The following is a 21,357-nucleotide window of genomic DNA, read 5'->3' on the forward strand; positions in this document are numbered from 1 at the left end:
ACCACTTCTTGGGACGCGATCTCCGTGAAGCCTAGCTATAGCCTGAAAGCGCGTGCTTTGTCTCGTTTGATCGGTGCCGCTGAGTTCGCTTTCTGAGTCTATTTGGCAGAAACGTTCCAGTGTGCGGCTGTCACGGATGCGATGATGCAGCGTCGCATGTCAGCATCCCGCAAACGGGGTGGATCAAGGCCGAAACCGCGAGCTATGACGCGGTCTCACCGTCGGGCCCGGATCTGCCTTCGGCGATCTGATCGCTCGATCATGACAGGTGAGCTGTCCTCGGCGCTACGGTGGAAACTTCAAGAAGGATCGACCTCCCCGCGCGGCCTCTCCGAGATACTTCTGGTGAAGCAATGATCTTGCTTCAATTTGATTTCTTAATCCTTCTTCCCCTGCCTTGCGGAGGCGATTCCGTTCGGGGTTCTGCGAGAGGATGCGGGGATTGCTGAGCCTATTCTTGGCATCTGATGTGGAGAATACCAAACGGGTTCGAAGCTGTCAGGCTGATCCTAGAGGATGCGGCCTTTGCCCGCTGACCCCATATTGTCTAGGCGGAGGTCGCTGCATTCGCACAATGCCAGCTTTCTGAAATCGTGCCGCAGATCTTCCACATGGCGCGGAACGGCATGACGCCCTTTTCCCGTCTGCGAAGTGGTGGCCCAGCATCACGACCTGTTGCACCAAGAAGTGCGCGGCGCTGGTGCGATTTGTCGTGCGACCGATCTCGTTGTCGATCGAGCCATCCGCCGGCACAGGCGGAAGCACCATTCCTGCGAGGGGAAGCTTCATATCCTTCCGGGAAGGGTGCGGCACGAAAATAGCGTCGGGGTGTTCGTTTCGCAGCATTTCGCGGCACTGGTTTCCTATTAATATCAATCAGTTGATATGGGGCCGGTGTGTTCGGCAACTTATCTGCTGTTTCGCGATCCGAACACTCCCGCGTGAAAGAGTGTTGTTTGCCGAACATCGGAAACCTATCGGCGCCGCATGTTCGATAATATTCAGTCAGGCCGCGAAATGGTTGTTGCCGAACACGGTGAGGGCACCTCCCGCACGCCGCCGCTATGAGGGTTTGCGTATCTTCGCCTTGCCTGCCTCTGGCTAGAGATCGACTGCGTAGAGGAAGTCGGCGACCAGCCTGTTGAACAAGTCGGGTTTCTCCATGTGGACGTTATGGGCGCAGCCAGGCACCACGGCGAGATCTGCCCCCGGGATGCCGCGCCAGAGGGCTTCAGGCTGCGTCCAGTCATAGGAGCGGTCGCGGCTGCCCCAGAGAACGAGGGTCGGGCTTGCGATTGCGCCAAGAGCGGGCCTGCCGTCCCAATTTTCCCAGGCCTTGAGGCTTGCGATTGCCGCCTGCTCGCGCGCCTGCTGGCCAAGCGACAGGCAAAGCGCAAAACCCTCCGCCGACTCTCCCTGCCGAAACCATGTCGCCGCGATGCGCCGTGCGGTGTCCGGCACTCCGTCGCGCAGGAGCCTGTCGCGCGACTGCGCGATCGTCTCGAACCGGCCCGGCATCACTCCGCGCGGCCCTGTGCCGTAGAGCACGAGCTTGCCGATGCGCTCCGGAGCAAGGCGGACCATCTCCTGAACGACCATCCCCCCCATCGAATGGCCGAGAAGGTCGAACCGATCGACCGCAAGCCTGTCGAGAAGATCGAGCACCGCGTGGGCATGGCCTTCGATGCTTTCGGGGGCCTCCAGCGCGTTGCTTGCGCCGAACCCCGCGAGATCGGGGCAGATCACATCGCGGGTCGGACTGAAATGGGCAAGCTGCGCCGCCCACATTGAGCTACCGCCAAGATAGCCATGCACGAGGACCAGCGGAGGCCCGCTGCCAGCCCGTGTGAAGGACAATTCCGGCATCTGCACTTCCTCTCCGCGTCAGCCCGGAACCTGCGCCGGGCTCAGATCGAAATCTTCCTCCGGGAAGAACTTCGAGAGCCGGATATCGGCGGAGCGCGCATGACCCTCCATCCCTTCGAGCCGCGAGATCCGCGCCGTGGCTTCCGCAAGCGGCCGGGACGCCTCGCGGGTCGCGCGCTGCCAGGTGACGGTCTTCATGAACTTATGCACCGAGAGCCCGCCCGTGTAGCGCGCGGCACCCGAGGTCGGCAGCACATGGTTGGGTCCCGATGTCTTGTCGCCGAACGCAACCGTGGTTTCCTCACCGAGAAACAGCGACCCGTAGGATTTAAGCCGACCCAGCCACCAGTCGAGATCCTTGCACTGGACATGCAGATGCTCGGGCGCGAGCTCATCGGCAAAACGGGCCATCTCCTCGGCATCTTCGCACAAGATGACTTCGGCGAAATCCGCCCAGGAGGCTTTCGCGCTGTGACGATTCAGTTCCGGCAGGGTCTCGATCAACTCCGGCACGCGACGCAGAATCTGGTCGGCCAGGTTGCGATCCGAGGTGACGAGCCAGACCGGTGAATTATAGCCGTGTTCCGCCTGCCCCACGAGGTCATAGGCGACCATCTCGGGATCTGCCGTCGCATCGGCAATCACCATGCTGTCGGTGGGCCCTGCGAACATGTCGATGCCGATCTGACCGAACAGGATGCGCTTCGCCTCGGCGACATACTGGTTGCCGGGCCCGACGAGGATATCGGCTTTGGGCAGGCCGAACAGGCCGTTTGCCATCGCCGCCACCCCCTGCACTCCGCCCATCGAGAGGATCACGTCGGCGCCGCAAAGATCCATCGCGTAGAGGATCGCCGGGGGGATGCCGAGACCGGGCCGCGGCGGCGAACATGCGGCGACATGCGGAACCCCCGCGACCTTGGCGGTCGTAATCGTCATGATCGCGCTCGCGACATGGCTGTAGCGACCGCCGGGCACGTAGCAGCCAGTGGCGGAGACCGGGATCTGCTTCTGGCCCGCGGTCAGACCGGGAAGGATCTCGATCGTGCAGTCGCTGACCGTCGCGCGCTGCGCCTCGGCGAAACGGCGCACGTTATTATGGGCGAACCGAATATCGGCCTTGAGCTGCTCTGGAACCGCGGCACTGGCGGCGGCGCGCTGTTCGGGCGTGACGATGATCTCGCCGTTCCATTTGTCGAGCTCCCTGGCGTAGTCGCGCGCCGCCGCCTCGCCGCCGACGGCGATCTTCGCCAGCATCTTCGAGACGATGTCATGCACGCCTTCCTGATCCGCCTCGGCTGTCCGGACGGCTTTCTTCAAGTGGATCATGGTGGTTCTTCCCGTTACATTCTGCCCTTCCAGGGCACGAGGCGACGCTCGACGAAGCGCATCAAGAGGTCGAAGGCGAAGGCGATCGCGGCGATCACGAAGATCCCCATGATCACGACCGGCGTTTGCAGGAACTGGCTGGCAGAGAGGACCATGTAGCCAAGCCCCTTGGTCGAGGCGACCATTTCGGCAGCGACCAGCGTGGTCCAGCCGAAGCCCACCCCGATCCGCATCGCCGTCAGGATTTCCGGCATCGCCGAGGGCATGATCACATAGCGCATCACCTGCCAGCGTGTGGCGCCAAAGGAATAGGCGGCGTGGATCTGTTCGATCGCCGCCGATTTGACGCCAGAGCGTGCGCCCAGCACGACCGGAGCGAAGACCGACAGGAAGATCAGCAGAACTTTCGAGGTCTCCCCGATCCCGAACCAGATGATCATCAGCGGAAGGTAGGCGAGCGGCGGGATCGGGCGGTAGAATTCGATCGGAGGATCGAAGATGCCCCGCATGATCGGACTCATCCCCATCGCGAGACCCAGCGGAATGCCGATCACGCAGGCCAGAAGGAAAGCCCCGAAGACCCGCACCGTCGAGATCACGACGTGGTCGAGAAACGAGGTGCCGGTGTAGCCGTTATTCCAGACCGAGATGAACTTCGACACGATCGCCATCGGCGAGGGCACGAACAGCGGCTTCACCCAGCCCATGAAGGTCACGAGCCACCAGACGAAGATGAAGAACAGGATCGAACAGACCGAGAGCCACAATGTATTGCCCTGTCCCGGCACGCCATAGGTCTGGCCGGGCTTGGTCGGCCGCGAGCGCGAGATCCGCTTCCACAGTCCAGGCGGTTTCGTCGGGGTTTGGCTGGTTTGTTCCGTCATGCTGCGGCCTCTTCGTCAGCGAAGATGATCTTCAGGACCTCTTCGCGAAGCTCGATGAATTTCGGGGATGCCTTAACCTGTCGGGCAGGCATCCCGTCGAGGAACTGCCGCGAGAACGGCAGGTCGAACACATGCGTGATCCGGCCCGGGCGGGGCGACATGACCACAAGCTTGGTGCCCATGAACAGCGCCTCTTCCACGCTATGCGTGATGAAGAAGACCGATTTATGCGTGTCGTTCCAGATGTTCAGGATCAGCTCCTGCGCCTTTTCCCGGGTCAGTGCGTCGAGCGCGCCTAGCGGCTCGTCCATCAGCAAGACACGCGGATCGCAGGTCAGCGCCCGGGCAATGCCCACGCGTTGCTGCATCCCGCCCGAGAGCGAATAGACCGGCGCATCCTGAAAGCCGTCGAGCCCCAACATGCTCAGGAACTTGTTTGCAACTTTCTTGCGCTCTGCCTCGGCAACGCCCTGGATCTGCAATCCGAAAGCCACGTTGTCCAACACGTTCAGCCATGGCAGAAGCGCGTGTTTCTGAAACACCACCGCGCGATCCGCGCCCGGACCGGACACACGCGCACCATCCAGCGTCAGCGAGCCGAACGAGGGTGACAGGAAGCCCGCGATCAGGTTGAGAAGCGTGGATTTCCCGCACCCCGATGCGCCGAGCGCCACGACGAATTCATTGTCTTCGATTGTCAGGTTGATGCGGCTCAAGGCCTCGACGGGTGGACGACCATCCGCAGCTGGATAGACGACCGATACATCCTCGATATTTAATCCCACGTCGCTGCTCCATCTCAGTTTCTTAATCCTGCCCGGATCGGATGCCCGGGCAGGAAAAGCGGTCTCACTTCAGGGCGTCTTCGGCGATCTTCGTGTTCACGAAAGCTGAGTAATCGTCGGCGACGGTGTCGATGCGGCCAGCGGATTTCAGGAATTCCGCTGTCGATTTCATGATGTTCGCGGCATTGCCGAGCCAGGTGTCGCTGACTTGTTCCGACAGCGGCACGAAGGTGTAGCCTTTGAGAATCCCGGGGATCTGATCAGCGCCCGCACCGGTCACGCTCGCGATCTCCTTGACCTTCTCGTTATCGGCAGTCCAGGCCGAGGGATCGTCGAGATAGGCTTTGTTGGCCGCGTCCATCGCCTTGGCGAAGGCCACCATTTCCTTCTCGTGCGACTCGGCGAACTTGGTGCTGACGGTCCATGCGTTGAAGGTCGGATAGCCCCATTTCGCGGTTTGGGCGGCGCTCACGATGCGGCTGCCGGTCTTGAGGATATTGGTCTGCACCGGCGGCCAGATGAAGGCTGCGTCGATCGTGCCCTGATCCCATGCGGCCGCGATCTGGTCCGGCGGCATCGAGATGATCGTGAGATCCGACTCCTTCATCCCGGCATGCGCAATCGCCCCCATGAGCGAGTAATGCGCGGTCGAGCCGACCGGGACCGCGACGCGCTTGCCCTTCAGGTCCTCGAGCGATTTGATCCCCGATCCGTTATGCGCGATCAGGCTCTCGGAATCGCCGATCGCGTAGGACACCATGAACATCTGCAAGTCAACGCCCTGGCTCGCAGCGATTGCCAGCGGCGAGGACCCGAGTTCAGCGACCTCGACATCGCCCGAGGCCATGGCCGCGATCACGTCTGTGCCCGAGTTGAACACCCGCCATTCGATCGTCCAGCCCGTGGCCTTTTCGAAGGCCTTTTCGGCGCGTGCGGCGTTCATCGGGGTCGGATCGCTGAAGGTCCCGATCGTCATCGTCTCGGCCCAGAGCGCCGACGTCGACAGCGTCAGTGCGGCAGCCGCCGTCATCATCATCTTGTTGAGTTTGTTCATGTTTGAACCTCCGTTGGTCATATTGCGAGATGTCTCTCTCGCTTTCTGGTTATCGCGTTTCAAAGTCGCTGCACCTTTCCGCTCGCGAGGTCGCAAAGGCGAGGATAGCAGCGACCAGCTCGTCAAGCGTGTCAAATGCGGTTGCACGGGGACAAACTGCCTCCGGAATGAGCGAAAATTCGGTGCAGGCGATCATCTGCACAGTTGCGCCGCATTCGAATAACCCGCTCGAAGCGGCTGCCAGTCGTTCGCGTGCGCCCGGTTGCGGACCTTCCGCCTTGATCTGACGGATTGCGGCCAAGAGATCGTCCTCGGCTTCGCTATAGCGGAGGCCAAGTCCGTGCCGCGCCGCGGCCGCATCGAAAAGCTTCACCCTCCGCAGCGCGGGAGAGCCAAGAACTCCGACAGTGCCGCCCGGACCGGTCATGGACGCGGCGCGGGCAATCGACAGTTCCACCATGTCGAGCACCGGCACCTCGACGGCCGCACGGATCGCGGGCAGGTAGTGATGTGCGGTGTTGCAGGGGATTGCGAGCGCCTGCGCCCCGCCCGCTACCAGCCGGCGGGCCATGTCGGCGAGAACCGGACCGGGGTCTTCGCCCCTGCCTTCGATCAGATGCTGGATGCGCGAGGGCACCTGCGGGTTCTGATCGACGATCAGCGGGACATGATCGGAATCGTCTTGCGCGCGCACGGCACCCAGAACCTTCTGCATCACGAGGATCGTCGCCTCCGGCCCCATACCGCCCAGAATACCAACCCGCCGCATCATGCGCCTACCCTAATGCGGATGCTCTCGACCGCATCAAGAATGTGATCGGCGAGAAGCGCGCAATCTTCGAGGCTGAAGGTCAGCGGCAGGCGCATATCGAAAAGGTCAGCGAGAACCGCATCGGTCTGTGGCAGATCCTGCGCTGCGATATAATGCCAGCTGCGGTGATCAGAGGTGAAGCCCTTGGGCTTATCGGCGCCAAACCATTTCACTTCGACGCCCGCCTCCGCGAGCCGCGCGATCAGCGCCTGCGCCTCGGCAAGGGCAATGCCGGGCACACGGAACTGGATCGATGAGCCGACATGGAATTCCGCGGGCGGGCGATGGGGCAGGCGGATCGCGGGCGAACGCGCCAGCCGCTCTGCGACCAGATCGTAGCGCGCGTTCCACGCAGCGATGCCCTGCTCGAGCTGGCGAAGCTGCGGGCGTAAGATTGCCGCGCGCAGATTGTCCATCCGGGCGGACATGTTGGGCGTCTCCAGCCGAATGGCGTCGTAGGTTTCGGGTGCGGGCCCCGCCCCGTGGCTCTCATACAGCATGTAGGAGCCCGACAGGATCGTCGCGCGCGCCATGAATTCAGCGTTGTCCGAGGTGAGCAGCCCCCCTTCGCCTGAGTTCATGTGCTTGTAGGTCTGGGTGCTGAAACAGCCCGCCAGCCCGAAAGAACCGGACAGCCTGCCATTCCACCGCGCCCCCATCGTATGGGCGCAGTCCTCGATCACCGTCACGCCATGAGCGATCGCGATCTCCATCAGCCGGTCCATATCGCAAAGATGCCCGCGCATATGCGACAACAGAAGGTAACGCGCGCCGCTTTGAGCCACATTCGCGGCCAAGGCTTCGAGGTCAAGCACCAGATCCTCGGTGATCTCGACCAGAACCGGCTCGCCGCCTACCGCCGCGATCGCGCCCGGCACCGGGGCCAGGGTAAACGCGTTGGTCAACACGCGATCGCCCGGTTTCACCCCTGCCGCGCGCAGCGCGATCTGCATCGCCTGTCCGCCCGAAGCCACCGCGAGGCAATAGCGCGTGCCCTGCCATTGCGCGTATTCGCGCTCCAGCTTCATCACCTCGCTCGCCTCGCCGGGCGCGCGGTTGTAGCGGTGCAACCGGCCCGAGCGCATCACTGCCACGGCGGCCTCGATCCCCTCCTCGGGGATCGGGGGCTGTTGCGTGAAACTCTTGGAGAAGCGCGCCCGGGTCACGATCTCAGTCCACCACGAGGGTCTTGTTGGCCTCAGCGAAGACGGCCTCGTAGCCAAACAGCGCCGCTGCACCGCCGGTATGCAGAAAGACCACGCGCTCTCCCTTCTTGAAATGGCCCTTCCGGCAATAGTCGATCAGCCCCGCCGCGCCTTTTCCCGAATAAACCGGATCGAGAAGGATGCCTTCGAGCTGCGCGAACATGCGGATCGCTTCCAGCGTATCCTCGCGCGGGATGCCGTAGCCTTCGCCGACATAGCTGCAGTCGGCCACGACGTCCTCGCGGGCTACCACATCGGGGCAGCCCAGCTTCTCGGCGGTCTTCTGGGCAAGCGCGAAGACATTGGCTTCCTGCTTATCCTTGGGCGCGCGCACCCCGAACCCGGTCAGGGGAATTCCGGCATTGATCGCCTTGAGCCCGGTGATCAGCCCGGCCTGCGTGCCCGCCGAGCCGGTCGCGGTCGCGATATGGTCGATCACCAGCCCGCGATCATTCGCCTGACCCACCAGTTCGAACGCGCAGTTCACATAGCCAAGCGCACCCGTCGCGTTCGAGCCGCCGCCGGGGATGACATAGACCGTGCGGCCCTCGCCGCGAAGCTTTTCGGCGACCTCCTCCATCTCCGCCTGCATGTCCTTGCCGCCCGCGCGTTTCGACGTGGTCGCTCCGTGCAGATGGTCGAGCAGCACGTTGCCGTTTTCATTGTAGTTGATGTCATTCGAGCCGGTGCGGTCCTCGAGCAGGATATGGCAGGCCATCCCGAGCTTCGCCGCTGCTGCTGCCGTCTGGCGTGCGTGGTTCGATTGGGTCGCCCCTTGGGTCATCACCGTGTCGGCCCCCATCGCCTGCGCCTCGGCCATGAGAAATTCCAGCTTGCGGGTCTTGTTGCCACCGGTCGACAGGCCCGTGCAATCGTCTCGCTTGATCCAGATTTCCGGCCCGTCGAGCTCTTTCGAGAGGCGATCGAGCTTTTCGAGAGGGGTTGGCAGATGCGCTAGGTGGACGCGGGGAAAGCGAGCGAGATGCATATGGAGTTCCTTGGGTAACTTGTCTGGATCGAGGGTTGCGCAGATCTGCGCCCTAATGCAAATTCGAAATTCTTGATACGTTTTGCGCTTTTTGCATGTTAGGGGTGGTATGCGACTGGAGTGGCTCGAAGACATCCTCGCGATCGAGGATACGGGATCTTTCAGCGGCGCGGCCGAGCGCAGAATGCTCACGCAATCCGCATTCTCACGCCGAATTAAGCAGATAGAAGATTTCGTCGGCGTCGAATTGTTCGACCGCTCCCACAAGCCGATCCGTCTCAAGCCAACGACCAAGGCTCAGCGAGATCAAATTATGCAATTGTCGAACGGGCTACGCCAGCTCGTCGTCGATCTCCGGCGCGGCGAGAGCATGGCAAGCAACCGCGTTGTAATTGCCTGCCAGCACTCGCTGACCACAGGGTATATCCCCTCGATCCTGCGCAAGATGCCGACCGAGCGCGACGGGATATATGTCCGCTTGCGCTCGGCCAATCTCGACGCCTGCACGGGGCTTCTGCTCGCACGGCAGGCCAATGTCGCGATCGTCTACAGAACGCGGGATGAGGGGGACGACGCCCGCGCAGATTTTCTCGAGGAGATCACGATCGGCACCGACCGACTTATCCCGGTCTTCAACTCGACCGTGCCGAAAGCTGTGCCCGAGGGTGCGGGGCCCGTCGAGATCCCCTATATCACCTACCCTTCGGACGTTTTCTTTGGCCATGTCATGGAGCGCAGCATCCTCCCCTATCTCAGTCCCGCGATCCGCTATGTGCCCAAGGTCGAGACCGCCCTTACGCTGGCGGCGGTCGAGATGGCGGTGATCGGCATGGGGGTCGCGTGGGTGCCGGAGTCGCTCGCGCTGGAGCCGATCACGGCGGGGCATCTGGTCGACCTCTCGGCCGAACTTCCAGTCTGCGAGCTGCAAATCAAAGCGATGCGACTGCAAGGAAATTACAACCTCGCGGAAGAGACCTTCTGGTCTTCGCTTAGATCGCACCGTGTTCCACGAGCCCCACTGTTCACGGCAAAGGTGCTCGATTGACTTCTGCTATGAGAATATGCTTGGCAGGTTATTGCAATCGCCTTCCAAACCAACATCCCACACTATGCTCCAAGATGACATCGGGAGCATCGTCCGCATAAGTGTAAAGTGAGCCGTTTGGGGAGGTCGATCACCCTCCCCGCGTCTCCTGGCTGCGCTGCAAATCTCGTCGCAAATTCTCCTGCTGACATCAAAGGGGGGGTGCTCGTTTCGCAGCATGAGAAATTATCTCGATTCTATAGAAATCAATGGCTTGCGAGCGGTGTGAGGTGCTCGACTAACGACATGCGATGTCGCAATCCGAGCAACCCCCAAAGCTGTTCCATGTCGTTAGTCGAGCAGGGGCGATCCTATCTGCTGCATGCTCGACAATATACATTCGGGCGCTGCCATGTCGTTTGTCGAGCACTTAGCGGTTACCGTCGCTGTCTGGAAACCGGACGCTGCCGTAGCGGCCCCGGCGTTCGACGAGCCCGCCATCCTTGCAGCTCGGGCAGGCAAGTGAACTACCGAAACGTATTCGGCGAGGGGATCCTGTCACGACGCAGGATCGATCGCAACGACGCCGGAATTCAGATATTTATCGCCAATATGATCCGCTCCACCGTCCTCGGCAGAGCGAAGGTCGAGGTCATTTCTTGAACGAATACGGAAAAGGGCGTGTGCAGGCCCAAGGCTGATTTGCGCGACCTCGCCGATCCTCTTCATCGAGGCGTGCAACACGGTCGCGCAGGCCAGTTTTGTCTGTGCTTGTTTTCGGTTATTCAGAAGACGAGTGACGTGAGAGGTGCTGTGCGATGTCCCGAACGACCCGACTGACCGTCCGCCTCGGTGGAGCCCTGAGTGACTCTGTCTCGGCCAATGTGGGTGATGACGGGTCCTGTGAAAATGTCAGCGAACACATCCGCGACTTGATCCGTCGCGACAAGAAAAGGGCTGAGCTGGAGGCCGTCGATCGCCTGAAAGCCGAGTTGACCCATGCCTTCGCAGCCCCAGAAGACACGTATCAACCGCTGAGCGCAGCCGAGGTGATCGCACGGAACCGGATCTGATCGGCCTGCCACTCCTGAAGACTGAACCGCGAAAAAGGTCATGCTCCGAGCACGCGGGCTCTCAGCTTTTCTGCCGCTCGACGAACTGTCCGATCTTCGAGAGGTTCTTGCTCGCCAGCGTCATCACACCGCCGACCTTGTTGCGCCGGATCGCGCGCCAATCCTCGCCCATCTTCTCGCGAATGCGCGCAAAGTCGCGATTGCTCACACCGCCCAAGCGCATCTTGTAGAGCACTTCGGGGATATAAACCGAGCGGCCGGTCGCTTGCGAGAAATAGCGCAGGATGAAGTCGTAATCGGCCGCGATCCGGAAGCCGATGTCGAAGCTGCCGATGCGCTCGTAGACCGAGCGCCGAAGATAGAGGGTCGGGTGGGCAGGCATCCAGCCGCGTCTGAGCTTCGCGGCACTGAAGGGACCCGTCGCCCAATGGCGGACGACCTTCCTCGTGTCGGCCTGCGAGACATAATCGAGATTGGAGAAGACCGCCTCGACCTGGGGATCTTCAAAAGCCGTGGCGATGCGGGAGAGGACCTCGTCATGGGCGAGGAAGTCATCGCTGTGAACGAAACCCAGGACATCGCCGGAGGCCTTCGCCACACCTTTGTTGAGCGCATCGTAGATCCCCTTGTCGGGCTCGCTCACGAGGGTCATCCGGTCGTGGGCTGCGCGCTCGATCGCGGCAAGCGATCCGTCCTTCGATCTTCCCTCGATGATCAGGTGCTCGAGCTCGGGATGGGTCTGCCGCCCGACGCTCTCGATCGCCTCTCCGACGGTGGCTTCAGAATTGTAGACGGCGGTGATGACGGTGATCTTCATGGGAAAGGGCGGCCCGGAAAAATGCGTTTGATCTGTCTATAGGCGTTTAGCGAGGCGGACGAAACCGACCAATCCCTAACCCGTCACGCAGTTGCGAATAGCTAGGGCTATTCTCGCTTCCGGAGCGAAGCCACATGTCTCTCGCGAACTGGCGCAGAGCTTTCGTCCAAAGCCTTCAGGAAGAGCGAGAAGAGTTGCGCCTGAGACGATATCGATAGTTTTCGGTAGGCGTTCTTGCGGTGGACTTTCACCGTTTCGTCGCTGATCTCGAGATTTGCGCCGATCGCAGTCGTCGAATAGCCACGCAGCACCATCGCGATCACCTCGGTCTCGCGCGGGGTCAGCACCCCTCCGGCAATTCGGTCGAGCAGGACCTCCAGAGGGGGCAGGGCAGTCTCCGCCGCATCGTCTCGCGCCTCGCGCGCTGCCGTGACGCCCCAATGGGCGCGCATCAGGGCTTCGATGACGGGTCCAACCTCGGCGAGACGCGCCCGCTCGCGCGCACTGAAAACCGGCTGACCGCGTTCCCGGGCGAAGCTGATCACAGCAACCCGCTCTGGCCCGATCGCGGCGAAGATGCCGATCTCGTCGCGAATGCCGGTGCGGCTGTAATGCTTGGCGTAGTATTCCGACTGGAAAAACTTGTCCGGTGCCATCTGTCGAAGACCGGCCATCCCCGAGCGCCGCCGTTCGGTCTCGGCGTAGAACGGGTCGAGCAGATACGGACCGGTGCAGTAATCCCAGATCACGATCCGCGCCGCATCCGGCGGCAGATTGTGGTAGAGCGATTGCGGCGTCGCATTGCCCTCATAGGCAAAGACCATGCAAATCTTGTAGGGGAATAGCGTCTCCGTCGCCCGGTCCAGCGCTCGGGCGAAGTCCTCTGTTCCCATCGCGGTGATCGCATCGGCGATGCGTTCGTTCCATCCAGACATCGTTCCGGGTCTCGTTTCGATCCGCGCCTAACCCTTTGGGGGTAAGGCTCTACCCCTCGAGGGGTATTGGTGGGCTCATTCAAAGCTCTAAGCTGACCACAATTAGGAAAAATGGAATGCTGCGGAATGCAAGCTGATACCCCCAATCATGTCGATATGCACGAAATGCTCGATCGGATCGGCGCGCAATATGTGCATATCGGGATTTTCGATCAGGACGGGATGTTCCGCGTCAAACGGGTCGCGCGCGCCAAGGCGGAGAAGCTGGCCCGAGGGGGCTACCCGTTCTGCGATGTGCTCTACAATTGGGACAGCGCCGAGGAAACCTATGGGAGCGGCGACTATACCGACGTTCCGGCGCAGCTTTTCCCTGAGACTTTGCGGGCCTGGCCTTTCGAGGGCGAACAAGCGATTTGCATCGCCGATTATACGATGCCCTTCGGAGAGCGGTCCGCGCGAAATCAGTTGATCCGCCAACTCGAGAAAGCGCGCGATATGGGTTTCTCGGTCCATTCGGCTTTCGAGTTCGAGTTCAATGTTCTCGACGAGGACGCGGCAAGCCTGCGCGAAGGCGGGTTTGCCGAGCCCAAGCATTACGCGCTGGGCAACAAGACCTACTCGCTCGAGACGCTGGCGAACGAGCACGACCTTCTGGAAGGGCTCGTGGACATGATGGAGCGACTGGGGATCAGCTTGGATGCGCTCCATACGGAATTGGGCCCCGGCTGCCTTGAGGTGCCGCTGACTCATACACAGGGTGTAAAAGCCGCCGACGATGCTGCACTGTTCAAGAACTTCGCGAAGACCTATTTCCGGCGCAACGGGCTCACCGCCTGCTTCATGTCGAAGTTGAACGAAAACCTCTCGGGTCAGTCCGGTCATCTGCATGTCTCGTTGCGCAACCTGAAAGACAAGAGCCCCGCCTTTGTCGATCCTGACGATGCGGACGGCTTGAGCCGGACAGCACGGCATTTCATCGGTGGGCTCGTCGCCTTGATGCCCGAGATGCTCGCGCTGTGCAGCCACACCGTAAATGCCTATCGCCGAATGGTGCCGGGAATGTGGGCGCCCACGTCGGCCTCCTGGGGGATTCAGAACCGCACGGTCGCGGCCCGGGTGATGAACGACTCTCCGGATGCGACGCGCGTGGAGTTTCGGGTTCCTTCGGCGGATACAAACCCGCATTTGGCGTTGGCCATGTGCATCGGTGCTGGATTGTGGGGGATCGAGAACGAGGTCGATCCGGGGCCAGCGGCGTCGGGCGATCAATATATCCTGCAGCCTTCACCCGAGAGCCGCTTTCCGAGCGATCTTGGTATGGCGGCCGACCGGCTGAATGAGAGCCGGGTTGCCCGCGCCCTTTTCGGGGATGTCTTTATCGACAGTTTCGTGCGGGCGCGCCGTCACGAATACGCTTCTTTCCTTCGCCACGTGAGCACTTGGGAACGCGAAAGATACCTAGAGGTCGTCTGAAACAAATAAAACAAAGCTGGCCTTGATCCAACCAACCGGGAGTTAAGAGAGATGACAAAGTCCAAGGGAATACCGATGTTTTCGCCCAATCGCCGCACGTTCCTGCAAGGCATGGGCGCTGCGGGGCTCGCAGGTGCTGGCCTGATGCCTCGGTCCGCACAGGCCGCGACCTCCATGAAGTTCATGTGCTGGGAGGGCTATGACAGCCCCGACATCATCAAGCCCTTCGAGGAGGCGAACGACGTTTCGATCTCGATCGACCTCATCACCGACAGTCCCGGCGGGTTCGCGAAGCTCGCGGCAGGTGCGTGGCGTGACTTTGACGTGGTCGCAACTGACAGCCCCTGGGTGCAGCGGATGGGGCCGGCGGGAATCGGGGAATTCCTCGACGATGCCGAGTTCGCCGACGTCTACGAGAGCTTCTACCCCCAGTTCCGCGCCCCCTTCGCGCCGCTGGATTTCGACGGGAAGACAACGGGTCTGCCGACGCGCTGGGGCTGGGTCGGGCCGACTGTAAACACGAAATATGACACGCTCGAAAATTGGCGCAGCTATGCGCCGTGCTTCGACCCCGCCTACAAGGACAAGATCTGCGTGCTCGACTGGGGCGACTGGCCGATCATGCCGATGGCGCTCTATGCCGGGATCGATCCTTACAAGGAGCTCGACGACGCCGAGCTCAACGAGATCCGCCTCGTGCTGCGCGCGCTGTTCAAGAATACGCGGGCGATCGTGGGCGACTTGTCCGTCGCTCAGAAGGGGTTGATGGACGGCTCGTTCAGAACCCTGATCGGCGGCGGGACCTACTGCACCTCGGCGCTGCGCAAGGATGGCCAGAAAGAGATCATGTCGATCGTTCCCGAGCCGAAAGACGGCCTGAAGCAGGGTATCATCTGGATGGAAGCGGGCGGCATCGTGAAAGATCCGGTCGATGACGCGAAGGCCAAAGCGCTCTTGCGCGATCTGACCTCGCCCGAGGTCGCCGTCAAGCTCGCCTGGACGGAAGCGACCTGCAACCTCGTCCCGTCGCAGAAGGCCGAGGCGTTGTTCACGGACGAGCAGAAAGACGTGCTGCAGATGGATTACATGTGGGAGGCCTGGGACAAGTCCCACTTCCACAATGTCGCTCCGAACATCGATCAGATGCTTGAGATTTGGTCTCAGGAACTGGCCGCCGCGCGTTGAACTACCGCTTTGCAAGGGTGGCTTTCGCCGCCCTTGCTCTATTTCTGAGACAGGAACTCCCCCCTTGGTTTCCCCCATCATCAAAGCCACCGGAATCGAAAAATATTACGGCACCTATCGCGCGCTTTCCGATATCTCTCTGGAAGTCGCGAATGGTGAATTTCTGGCACTCGTCGGACCGTCAGGGTGCGGAAAGACATCGCTGCTCAAGATCCTGGCCGGATTTGAGGATCTCTCGGCGGGCAGTCTCGTAATCGACGGAAAGGACATGGCGGGGATACCTGCCTCGGCCCGACCGACGCGGATGGTGTTTCAGAAACTCGCGCTGTTTCCTCACAAGACCGTCGCGCAGAATATCGGCTTCCCGCTTCATCTAGCCAAACGTCCGAAACCGGAAATCGACACTGCGGTGCGCAGAATGCTGGAGCTGATGCACCTCAAGGAAAGCTATCTCAACCGATACCCGCATGAGCTGTCGGGCGGGGAGCAGCAGCGCGTGGCGCTCGCGCGTTCGATGGTGTCGCAGCCGCCGGTGCTGCTGCTCGACGAACCGATGAGCGCGCTCGACGCGAAGCTGAAGAAATCCCTGCAGGCCGAACTCAAACACCTGCACCGCCATGTCGGGACGAGTTTCGTTCACGTCACGCACGATCTCGAGGAAGCGATGATGCTCGCCGATCGGATCTGCGTGATGCGTGCGGGTCGGATTGTGCAACTGGGCGCGCCATCCGAAATCTACTATCGTCCGGCGGATGCCTTCGTTGCCGGGTTCATCGGAGACACCAATCTCCTGCCCGCGAAGATCACGCGAGCAGGCGATGGGTTCCGGTTCGCGTGCGAGATACTGGATTGCGCCGAACCTCTCCTTTCGGCCGATCAGGTGGCGCCCGGAGTTGCGGCGGGAAGCGAGGCGGCTCTTATGATACGCCCGGAAATGCTGCGCCTGCTTGCGCAAGGCGAGAATGCCGAATGCACCATCGTCGGTACGGTGAACGAGTATTTCATCCGTGGCGCTTCCATCCAGTATCGGATCGCTGCGGCTGGCACCGAGATCGTGATGGATATCCCCGGCACTTCCACTCTGCCCGCAAAGCAGGGCGATGCCGTGAGGCTCGGTCTCGCGCTTGGCGACCTGTTCGCTGTGGAGACCTGACCGATGGCCGAGATACAGAAAACCTGGCGGGACGGGGCGTTGCGGCTCTCGACGCTGCCGCTTTTGTTGTTGATGGGGTTGTTCTTCGTGATCCCGCTGATCATGACGGCACTCCTGAGCTTTCAGGGAACGCAATACTACCGGCTCGTCTGGACCTGGGATCTGAAGGTCTGGACCGATGTGTTCAGCCAAATCCACTATTGGACAATCATGTGGCGCACATTGATGATGGCGCTGGTCTGCACGGTGCTCTGCACCATCCTCGCGATCCCGATCGCCTATGGCATGCTGCATCGCCTGTCGCGCTGGTCCGACCATATCACGCTGCTGATGGTCTTCGCCTTTCTCACCGATGCTGTTCTGAAGACCTTCGGCTGGGTGCTGTTTCTCGATCGCTCCGGCGTGCTGAACGGCACGCTCGAGGCGATCGGGTTCCCACCGGCCGCGGTGAACGTGCTCTTCACGCCGAACGCGACGATGATCGGCATGGTCTACAATCTGCTGCCCTACACGATCTTCACTATCGCGCTCTCCATGGCGCGGATCGACGGAGATCTGGTGCTCGCGGCACGTGACGCGGGCGCGTCCCGGCTGCGGGCTTTCATCGAGGTGACCTTGCCGCTTGCCAAGCCCGGCATCTGGGCTGGGGCGGTTCTGGTGTTTGTCCTAAGTCTCGGGGTTTTCCTCGAGCCCAAGGTTATGGGGGGCGGGACCTCTCCGCTGGCGGCGGAGCTGATCCGGCAGAGTTTTGAAACCAGGGTCAACTGGCCGCTTGGGGCGGCTCTGACTCTCGTTCTGATCGTGATCGGTGCAGCGGCTTTGACGGTGTTCGGGGCGGTCGCTCTCTGGCAGGCTCGGAGGGTGGCACATGACTGATCGTATGGAAAAGCGGATTGCGGATGTCTTGCTTTATGGCTCGGTGATCGCAGCGCTCATTTTCTTCTACATTCCGATTGCCACACTCGTTCTTTTCTCTTTAACAAAGAGCCGCTTTCTATCCTGGCCGATCCCGGAGTTTTCGACCCGCTGGTATGGAGAGCTGCTGGCCGATCGCGATTTCTGGTCGTCGCTGGGGAACTCTGCACTGTTGGCCGTTCTGGCAACGCTGTTTGCAACGCTTCTGGGTATTGGCGGCGCCTTTGCCTGGACCCGCTACAAGTTCCGCTTTCAGTGGGGCTTTCGGATCCTGACTTTCGCGCCGCTCCTGTTCCCGCAGCTTCTGCTGGGCGTCGTGATGCTCTTGTGGTTCTCGGTTCTGGCCGGATGGCTGAATTTGTCGCCGGGGCTTTGGTCCGCGGTGATCGGGCACGTCATCTACATTACGCCTTTCTGCATCGTGATCATCTCGGTGCAAATGCAGGGCTATGACAACACGCTCGATTATGCCGCCGAGGACGCGGGGGCGACCCGTTGGCAAATTTTGCGAGAGATCACGCTCCCGCTGATCTGGCCGGGGATCTTCTCGGCAGCGGTTTTTGCTTTCCTGCTCTCCTGGGGGAATTTCTACATCACTTACAGTCTCTCGGGCTCGACGCGCACGCTGCCGACCTTCGTCTTCTCGGGGATCGCGGTGGGCTCGTCCCCGATCTACCCGGCCCTCGCCACGCTGACCTTCATCCCCGCCTTGGTATTGATCTTCGCCGTCGACAGGTTGCGCAAACGCGCCACTCGTCGTCGCTTGAGCAGGATCGCCGAGAGCTGATCAATCCGGCAGGAAATCCCGATGACCCAATACGATTTCGCAAATCTTCAAACCCGCTGGAGCTTTCCGACGCTGGTTTGGTTTGGAGCCGGGCGTCTGTCCGATCTGCCGGCAGGACTGGCGGAGATCGGCGCGAAGGCGCCGCTGCTGATTACCGACAGAGGTCTCGCGACCTCTTCGATCGCAACGCAGGCGCTGGAGATCGTGAAAGCTGCAGGCATGGAGCCTGGGTTTTTCCACGATGTGCAGCCGAACCCCACTGTGGAAAATGTCATGGCGGGACGGGAGGTCTTGCGCAAAGGCGGCCATGATTGCGTCATTGCGATCGGCGGAGGGTCTGCGATGGATGCTGCCAAGGCCGTAGCGATGATGGCGGGACAAACCCGTCCGCTGCTGGATTTCGAAGACATCTGCGACAATTTCCGGCGCGTTCAGACCGAGGAAATGGTGCCTGTCATCGCGATCCCGACAACGGCAGGGACGGGCTCGGAATTTGGCAGATCGTCGGTGATCACCGATACCCAGACCCATCGCAAGGTCATCATCTTCCACCCCGAGATGCTGCCGGAGCTGGTCATCCTCGATCCAGAGTTGACCGTTGGCCTGCCCCCCACTCTGACGGCCGCGACCGGTATGGATGCGCTTTCGCATGCGCTGGAAGCGCTCTGCGCGCCGGGGTGGCATCCGATGGCCGATGGCTTGGCGCTGACGGCGCTGAAGATGATCGACGGAGCGCTCGCGACGGCCTATAGGGAGCCCGAAAATCTCGAGGCGCGCTCGAACATGATCGTCGCCTCCGCAATGGCCTGCACGGCCCTGCAAAAAGGGCTTGGGGCAGTTCATGCCTTGGCGCATCCGTTGGGCGCGCGCTACGACGCGCATCATGGCATGCTCAATGCCGTCTTGATGCCCCATGTGCTCCGCTTCAATCTCCCTGCTGTCAGCGAGCAGATGGCGACGCTCGCGCATGAATTGCGTCTGGAGGGCAGCGATGCCGGTGCGGCCGTTCTTACTTGGCTTGAGACGTTGCAGGTGCGGGTCAATATGCCGTCGAGCCTGAGCAAGATGGGCGTAAAGGTGAATGACAGTGATATTCCGGATCTGATCGCCGATGCGTTGCGTGATCCGTGCGCCGGAGGAAATCCGACCCCCTTGGATCCGGAGGGTGTGGAGCAAATCTTACGCGCCGCACGCTGATTGCCGGCCTGCGGCACAGGCGATACCCTTGGCTGCCGAGATTGGAGACAAACATGAAAATCGCGCTTGTCCAGCCGCAGCCGCTTTCTTCTGACCCGGCGCAGATATTGCCGATTATCGAGACATGGGTGAGCGGTCTGGCGTCGCTCGGCGCCGATCTGGTCGTGCTGCCCGAGCTGATCCTGCCCGGCTACAACCGGCCCGAGGAGCATCGTGCGCAGGCGCAGCCAATCGGGGGAGAGTGGTGCGGCGTGATTGGCGACATGGCACGGAAACACGGATGCGCGATCTGTTATGGCTGGGCCGAACGGTTGGGCGATGACGTGTTCAACGCGGCGTCGGTGTTCGACAAGAGCGGCGCGCGGGTCGGACATTACCGCAAGATCCAGCTCTTCGGCGAGATGGAGCGTGCGAGCTTTGCGTTCGGCACGGAGCCACCACCCGTGTTCGATCTGGAGGGCACTCGGACCGGTCTGCTGATTTGCTATGACATCGAGTTTCCCGAGCATGCCAGGGCTCTCGCTCGATCCAAGGCGGACTTGATCCTCGTGCCGACAGCGAATCCGATTGGCTATGATCACGTCCCCGATCTGCTCGTGCGGGCACGCGCGAGCGAGAATGCAGTCACCGTTGTCTATGCGAATTATACCGGACCGGATCGCGAGGTCGTCTTTGGCGGCTCTTCGGCGATTGTCGGTCCCGACGGAGGTGTTCTGGCGCAGGCAGGTAAAGAGCAAGCAATAATGGTGGCAGACTTGCCGCAGAAAACGAGTTATCCGCCAGAGGCTATCTCGGTTCAAATCAGCGATTTGCGTAGCTTTTCCTAGCGGAAGCCCCAGCCTGTGTCTGTGACCCGAAAGATCGCAAAATGAACGTTCTAAACAGGTCCTCAAATTGACCGGTAATGTCCCGTAAGATCGGGCGATCGACCCGTTCGGCACGCCTCGCAAGCGCGTTCCGGTATCTTCATGAAAACGGCGGCCCGGGAAAAATCTGTTCGACCCGTCGATAGGCGCTCCCAGCAGAGGATGAAACTGGGCTCTGCCTGCTGCGGGTCGTGGCGGCGCTATCTCCCGCTCGCCGCGTAAGCCGCGATGCCAACCCATTCCTTGATCGCGAGATCCAGCGTGTCGAGATGGCCGGCGAGGTCCCAGCCGATGCCGTCGAGAAACCCATCGTCGCGATAATCGACAGGGTAGGGGATCAACTCACCCCACCCGGCCCGCTCAAAGCTCGCCATCGCGCGTCTCATGTGAAAGGCGCTGGTGACGAGCAGCCAGGTCTCGCCCGGTTCGGGCTGCGCGAGATCGTGGCTGAGGCGCGCATTCTCGGAGGTGTTGCGCGAGCGGGTCTCGAGAAGAAGTCGCGCTTGCGGGATACCCGTTTCGCGAAAGGCGGCCGCCATGACCTCGGCGCCGGGCATGCTCTCTCGGGCAAGGTCGCGCAGGTCGCCGCTGCTGCCAGAGAGCAGGATCCTGGCATCGGGAAAGCGATGTGCGAGGGCTAGGCCTGCAGTGACGCGCTCGGCGGCCGCGTTGAGTTGAACCTGATGGTGGCGGGCTGTGCCTGCGCCATCTTCCGCACCGCCCAGGATGATGATCCCGTCGACATGGGTGAGCTGCGGGTTGGCCGGATAGGTTCGCTCCAGGGGCACGATGAGGAGATCGCCGAGGGGAAAGATCCCCAAAGCCAGGAGGCCCGCGAGCGCTATGGAAAGCATCCTGCGCGCGGCGCGCAGGCGCCCCCTTACGAGCGCGATCAGTGCGGCTGCGAGCAAGAGCGCTGCCCAGGTTTCCGCGCGCAGCAGGAGGGTCAGGAGCTTGGAGATGACGAAGACCAGCGTATCCATGGGACCCTTGTCGGCGCTTCCGTGCTG

The 21,357-nt window shown here is 61.4% G+C and carries 20 protein-coding genes and 1 pseudogene; 10 read left to right on the forward strand and 11 right to left on the reverse strand.

Annotated features, from left to right (window positions below):
• Positions 1 to 1,101 precede the first annotated feature (1,101 nt).
• The 8 genes from TP2_RS05010 to cuyA form a co-directional block, all read right to left on the reverse strand.
• Entirely contained in the window at positions 1,102 to 1,866 is a 765-nt protein-coding gene (locus tag TP2_RS05010) for an alpha/beta fold hydrolase (RefSeq protein WP_038074360.1), read from the reverse strand.
• Positions 1,867 to 1,884: 18 nt separating this feature from the next.
• The gene (gene hisD / locus TP2_RS05015; protein WP_038074364.1) at positions 1,885 to 3,195 is read right to left on the reverse strand and encodes a histidinol dehydrogenase; all 1,311 of its coding nucleotides are present in this window, start codon (positions 3,193 to 3,195) and stop codon (positions 1,885 to 1,887) included.
• A 14-nt stretch (positions 3,196 to 3,209) separates the two neighbouring features.
• The gene (locus TP2_RS05020) at positions 3,210 to 4,079 is read right to left on the reverse strand and encodes an ABC transporter permease subunit (RefSeq protein WP_038074367.1); all 870 of its coding nucleotides are present in this window, start codon (positions 4,077 to 4,079) and stop codon (positions 3,210 to 3,212) included.
• On the reverse strand, positions 4,076 to 4,864 hold the full coding sequence (locus tag TP2_RS05025) for a taurine ABC transporter ATP-binding protein (protein ID WP_038074369.1): 789 nt from the start codon (positions 4,862 to 4,864) through the stop codon (positions 4,076 to 4,078). The genes TP2_RS05020 and TP2_RS05025 overlap by 4 nt, the downstream gene beginning before the upstream one ends.
• A 64-nt stretch (positions 4,865 to 4,928) precedes the next feature.
• Positions 4,929 to 5,918, reverse strand: coding sequence for a taurine ABC transporter substrate-binding protein (tauA, locus tag TP2_RS05030; protein WP_038074371.1), 990 nt, complete (start codon positions 5,916 to 5,918; stop codon positions 4,929 to 4,931).
• Between the two features lie 49 nt (positions 5,919 to 5,967).
• A complete protein-coding gene (gene cuyB / locus TP2_RS05035; protein WP_038074373.1) occupies positions 5,968 to 6,690 on the reverse strand; it encodes a cysteate racemase in 723 nt (240 codons plus the stop codon).
• Positions 6,687 to 7,895, reverse strand: a complete 1,209-nt coding sequence (locus tag TP2_RS05040; protein ID WP_038074375.1) for a DegT/DnrJ/EryC1/StrS family aminotransferase — start codon at positions 7,893 to 7,895, stop codon at positions 6,687 to 6,689. The genes cuyB and TP2_RS05040 overlap by 4 nt, the downstream gene beginning before the upstream one ends.
• Before the next feature lie 4 nt (positions 7,896 to 7,899).
• On the reverse strand, positions 7,900 to 8,922 hold the full coding sequence (cuyA, locus tag TP2_RS05045) for a D-cysteate sulfo-lyase (RefSeq protein ID WP_038074377.1): 1,023 nt from the start codon (positions 8,920 to 8,922) through the stop codon (positions 7,900 to 7,902).
• Between the two features lie 109 nt (positions 8,923 to 9,031).
• Here cuyA and TP2_RS19040 point away from each other — a divergent pair.
• The 3 genes and pseudogenes from TP2_RS19040 to TP2_RS05055 form a co-directional block, all read left to right on the forward strand.
• Positions 9,032 to 9,208, forward strand: a pseudogene (locus tag TP2_RS19040) (helix-turn-helix domain-containing protein); the annotation flags it as partial.
• Between the two features lie 27 nt (positions 9,209 to 9,235).
• Entirely contained in the window at positions 9,236 to 9,967 is a 732-nt protein-coding gene (locus TP2_RS05050; protein ID WP_240473712.1) for a LysR substrate-binding domain-containing protein, read from the forward strand.
• Positions 9,968 to 10,764: 797 nt separating this feature from the next.
• On the forward strand, positions 10,765 to 11,019 hold the full coding sequence (locus TP2_RS05055) for a hypothetical protein (protein WP_038074379.1): 255 nt from the start codon (positions 10,765 to 10,767) through the stop codon (positions 11,017 to 11,019).
• Positions 11,020 to 11,080: 61 nt separating this feature from the next.
• Here TP2_RS05055 and TP2_RS05060 read toward each other — a convergent pair whose 3' ends face one another.
• Positions 11,081 to 11,836: a glycosyltransferase family 2 protein gene (locus TP2_RS05060; RefSeq protein ID WP_038074381.1), complete on the reverse strand. Its 756-nt coding sequence runs from the start codon at positions 11,834 to 11,836 to the stop codon at positions 11,081 to 11,083.
• A 107-nt stretch (positions 11,837 to 11,943) separates the two neighbouring features.
• A complete protein-coding gene (locus TP2_RS05065; RefSeq protein WP_051692196.1) occupies positions 11,944 to 12,771 on the reverse strand; it encodes a helix-turn-helix transcriptional regulator in 828 nt (275 codons plus the stop codon).
• A gap of 126 nt (positions 12,772 to 12,897) precedes the next feature.
• On the opposite strand from TP2_RS05065, the gene TP2_RS05070 reads away from it, so the two are divergent.
• The 7 genes from TP2_RS05070 to TP2_RS05100 all read left to right on the forward strand — a co-directional run bounded on the left by TP2_RS05070 (position 12,898) and on the right by TP2_RS05100 (position 20,308).
• Positions 12,898 to 14,244 (forward strand): glutamine synthetase family protein, encoded by a 1,347-nt coding sequence (locus TP2_RS05070; protein ID WP_051692197.1) that lies wholly within the window; start codon positions 12,898 to 12,900, stop codon positions 14,242 to 14,244.
• Between the two features lie 75 nt (positions 14,245 to 14,319).
• Positions 14,320 to 15,429 (forward strand): ABC transporter substrate-binding protein, encoded by a 1,110-nt coding sequence (locus TP2_RS05075; protein WP_038074383.1) that lies wholly within the window; start codon positions 14,320 to 14,322, stop codon positions 15,427 to 15,429.
• 64 nt (positions 15,430 to 15,493) lie between these two features.
• Positions 15,494 to 16,582: an ABC transporter ATP-binding protein gene (locus TP2_RS05080; RefSeq protein ID WP_051692198.1), complete on the forward strand. Its 1,089-nt coding sequence runs from the start codon at positions 15,494 to 15,496 to the stop codon at positions 16,580 to 16,582.
• A gap of 3 nt (positions 16,583 to 16,585) precedes the next feature.
• Complete coding sequence (locus TP2_RS05085; protein WP_038074386.1) at positions 16,586 to 17,458, forward strand: ABC transporter permease; 873 nt, start codon at positions 16,586 to 16,588, stop codon at positions 17,456 to 17,458.
• Positions 17,451 to 18,284: an ABC transporter permease gene (locus TP2_RS05090; RefSeq protein WP_084713984.1), complete on the forward strand. Its 834-nt coding sequence runs from the start codon at positions 17,451 to 17,453 to the stop codon at positions 18,282 to 18,284. Before TP2_RS05085 ends, TP2_RS05090 begins: the two co-directional genes overlap by 8 nt.
• Positions 18,285 to 18,305: 21 nt before the next feature.
• A complete protein-coding gene (locus TP2_RS05095; RefSeq protein ID WP_038074389.1) occupies positions 18,306 to 19,481 on the forward strand; it encodes an iron-containing alcohol dehydrogenase in 1,176 nt (391 codons plus the stop codon).
• Positions 19,482 to 19,534: 53 nt separating this feature from the next.
• A complete protein-coding gene (locus tag TP2_RS05100) occupies positions 19,535 to 20,308 on the forward strand; it encodes a carbon-nitrogen hydrolase family protein (protein ID WP_038074392.1) in 774 nt (257 codons plus the stop codon).
• A 239-nt stretch (positions 20,309 to 20,547) separates the two neighbouring features.
• Here TP2_RS05100 and TP2_RS05105 read toward each other — a convergent pair whose 3' ends face one another.
• Positions 20,548 to 21,330 (reverse strand): YdcF family protein, encoded by a 783-nt coding sequence (locus TP2_RS05105; protein WP_038074458.1) that lies wholly within the window; start codon positions 21,328 to 21,330, stop codon positions 20,548 to 20,550.
• Positions 21,331 to 21,357 lie beyond the last annotated feature (27 nt).

The organism is Thioclava pacifica DSM 10166 (assembly GCF_000714535.1).
GTDB classification, from domain to species: Bacteria; Pseudomonadota; Alphaproteobacteria; order Rhodobacterales; family Rhodobacteraceae; genus Thioclava; species Thioclava pacifica.

What these genes read in the sequence shown, in the direction of transcription:
- TP2_RS05010 (WP_038074360.1), bottom strand. Translation starts at nt 1,866, where the DNA reads ATGCCGGAATTGTCCTTCACACGGGCTGGCAGCGGGCCTCCGCTGGTC.
- hisD (WP_038074364.1), bottom strand. Translation starts at nt 3,195, where the DNA reads ATGATCCACTTGAAGAAAGCCGTCCGGACAGCCGAGGCGGATCAGGAA.
- TP2_RS05020 (WP_038074367.1), bottom strand. Translation starts at nt 4,079, where the DNA reads ATGACGGAACAAACCAGCCAAACCCCGACGAAACCGCCTGGACTGTGG.
- tauA (WP_038074371.1), bottom strand. Translation starts at nt 5,918, where the DNA reads ATGAACAAACTCAACAAGATGATGATGACGGCGGCTGCCGCACTGACG.
- cuyB (WP_038074373.1), bottom strand. Translation starts at nt 6,690, where the DNA reads ATGATGCGGCGGGTTGGTATTCTGGGCGGTATGGGGCCGGAGGCGACG.
- cuyA (WP_038074377.1), bottom strand. Translation starts at nt 8,922, where the DNA reads ATGCATCTCGCTCGCTTTCCCCGCGTCCACCTAGCGCATCTGCCAACC.
- TP2_RS05050 (WP_240473712.1), top strand. Translation starts at nt 9,236, where the DNA reads ATGCAATTGTCGAACGGGCTACGCCAGCTCGTCGTCGATCTCCGGCGC.
- TP2_RS05055 (WP_038074379.1), top strand. Translation starts at nt 10,765, where the DNA reads ATGTCCCGAACGACCCGACTGACCGTCCGCCTCGGTGGAGCCCTGAGT.
- TP2_RS05060 (WP_038074381.1), bottom strand. Translation starts at nt 11,836, where the DNA reads ATGAAGATCACCGTCATCACCGCCGTCTACAATTCTGAAGCCACCGTC.
- TP2_RS05065 (WP_051692196.1), bottom strand. Translation starts at nt 12,771, where the DNA reads ATGTCTGGATGGAACGAACGCATCGCCGATGCGATCACCGCGATGGGA.
- TP2_RS05070 (WP_051692197.1), top strand. Translation starts at nt 12,898, where the DNA reads ATGCAAGCTGATACCCCCAATCATGTCGATATGCACGAAATGCTCGAT.
- TP2_RS05075 (WP_038074383.1), top strand. Translation starts at nt 14,320, where the DNA reads ATGTTTTCGCCCAATCGCCGCACGTTCCTGCAAGGCATGGGCGCTGCG.
- TP2_RS05085 (WP_038074386.1), top strand. Translation starts at nt 16,586, where the DNA reads ATGGCCGAGATACAGAAAACCTGGCGGGACGGGGCGTTGCGGCTCTCG.
- TP2_RS05090 (WP_084713984.1), top strand. Translation starts at nt 17,451, where the DNA reads ATGACTGATCGTATGGAAAAGCGGATTGCGGATGTCTTGCTTTATGGC.
- TP2_RS05095 (WP_038074389.1), top strand. Translation starts at nt 18,306, where the DNA reads ATGACCCAATACGATTTCGCAAATCTTCAAACCCGCTGGAGCTTTCCG.
- TP2_RS05100 (WP_038074392.1), top strand. Translation starts at nt 19,535, where the DNA reads ATGAAAATCGCGCTTGTCCAGCCGCAGCCGCTTTCTTCTGACCCGGCG.
- TP2_RS05105 (WP_038074458.1), bottom strand. Translation starts at nt 21,330, where the DNA reads ATGGATACGCTGGTCTTCGTCATCTCCAAGCTCCTGACCCTCCTGCTG.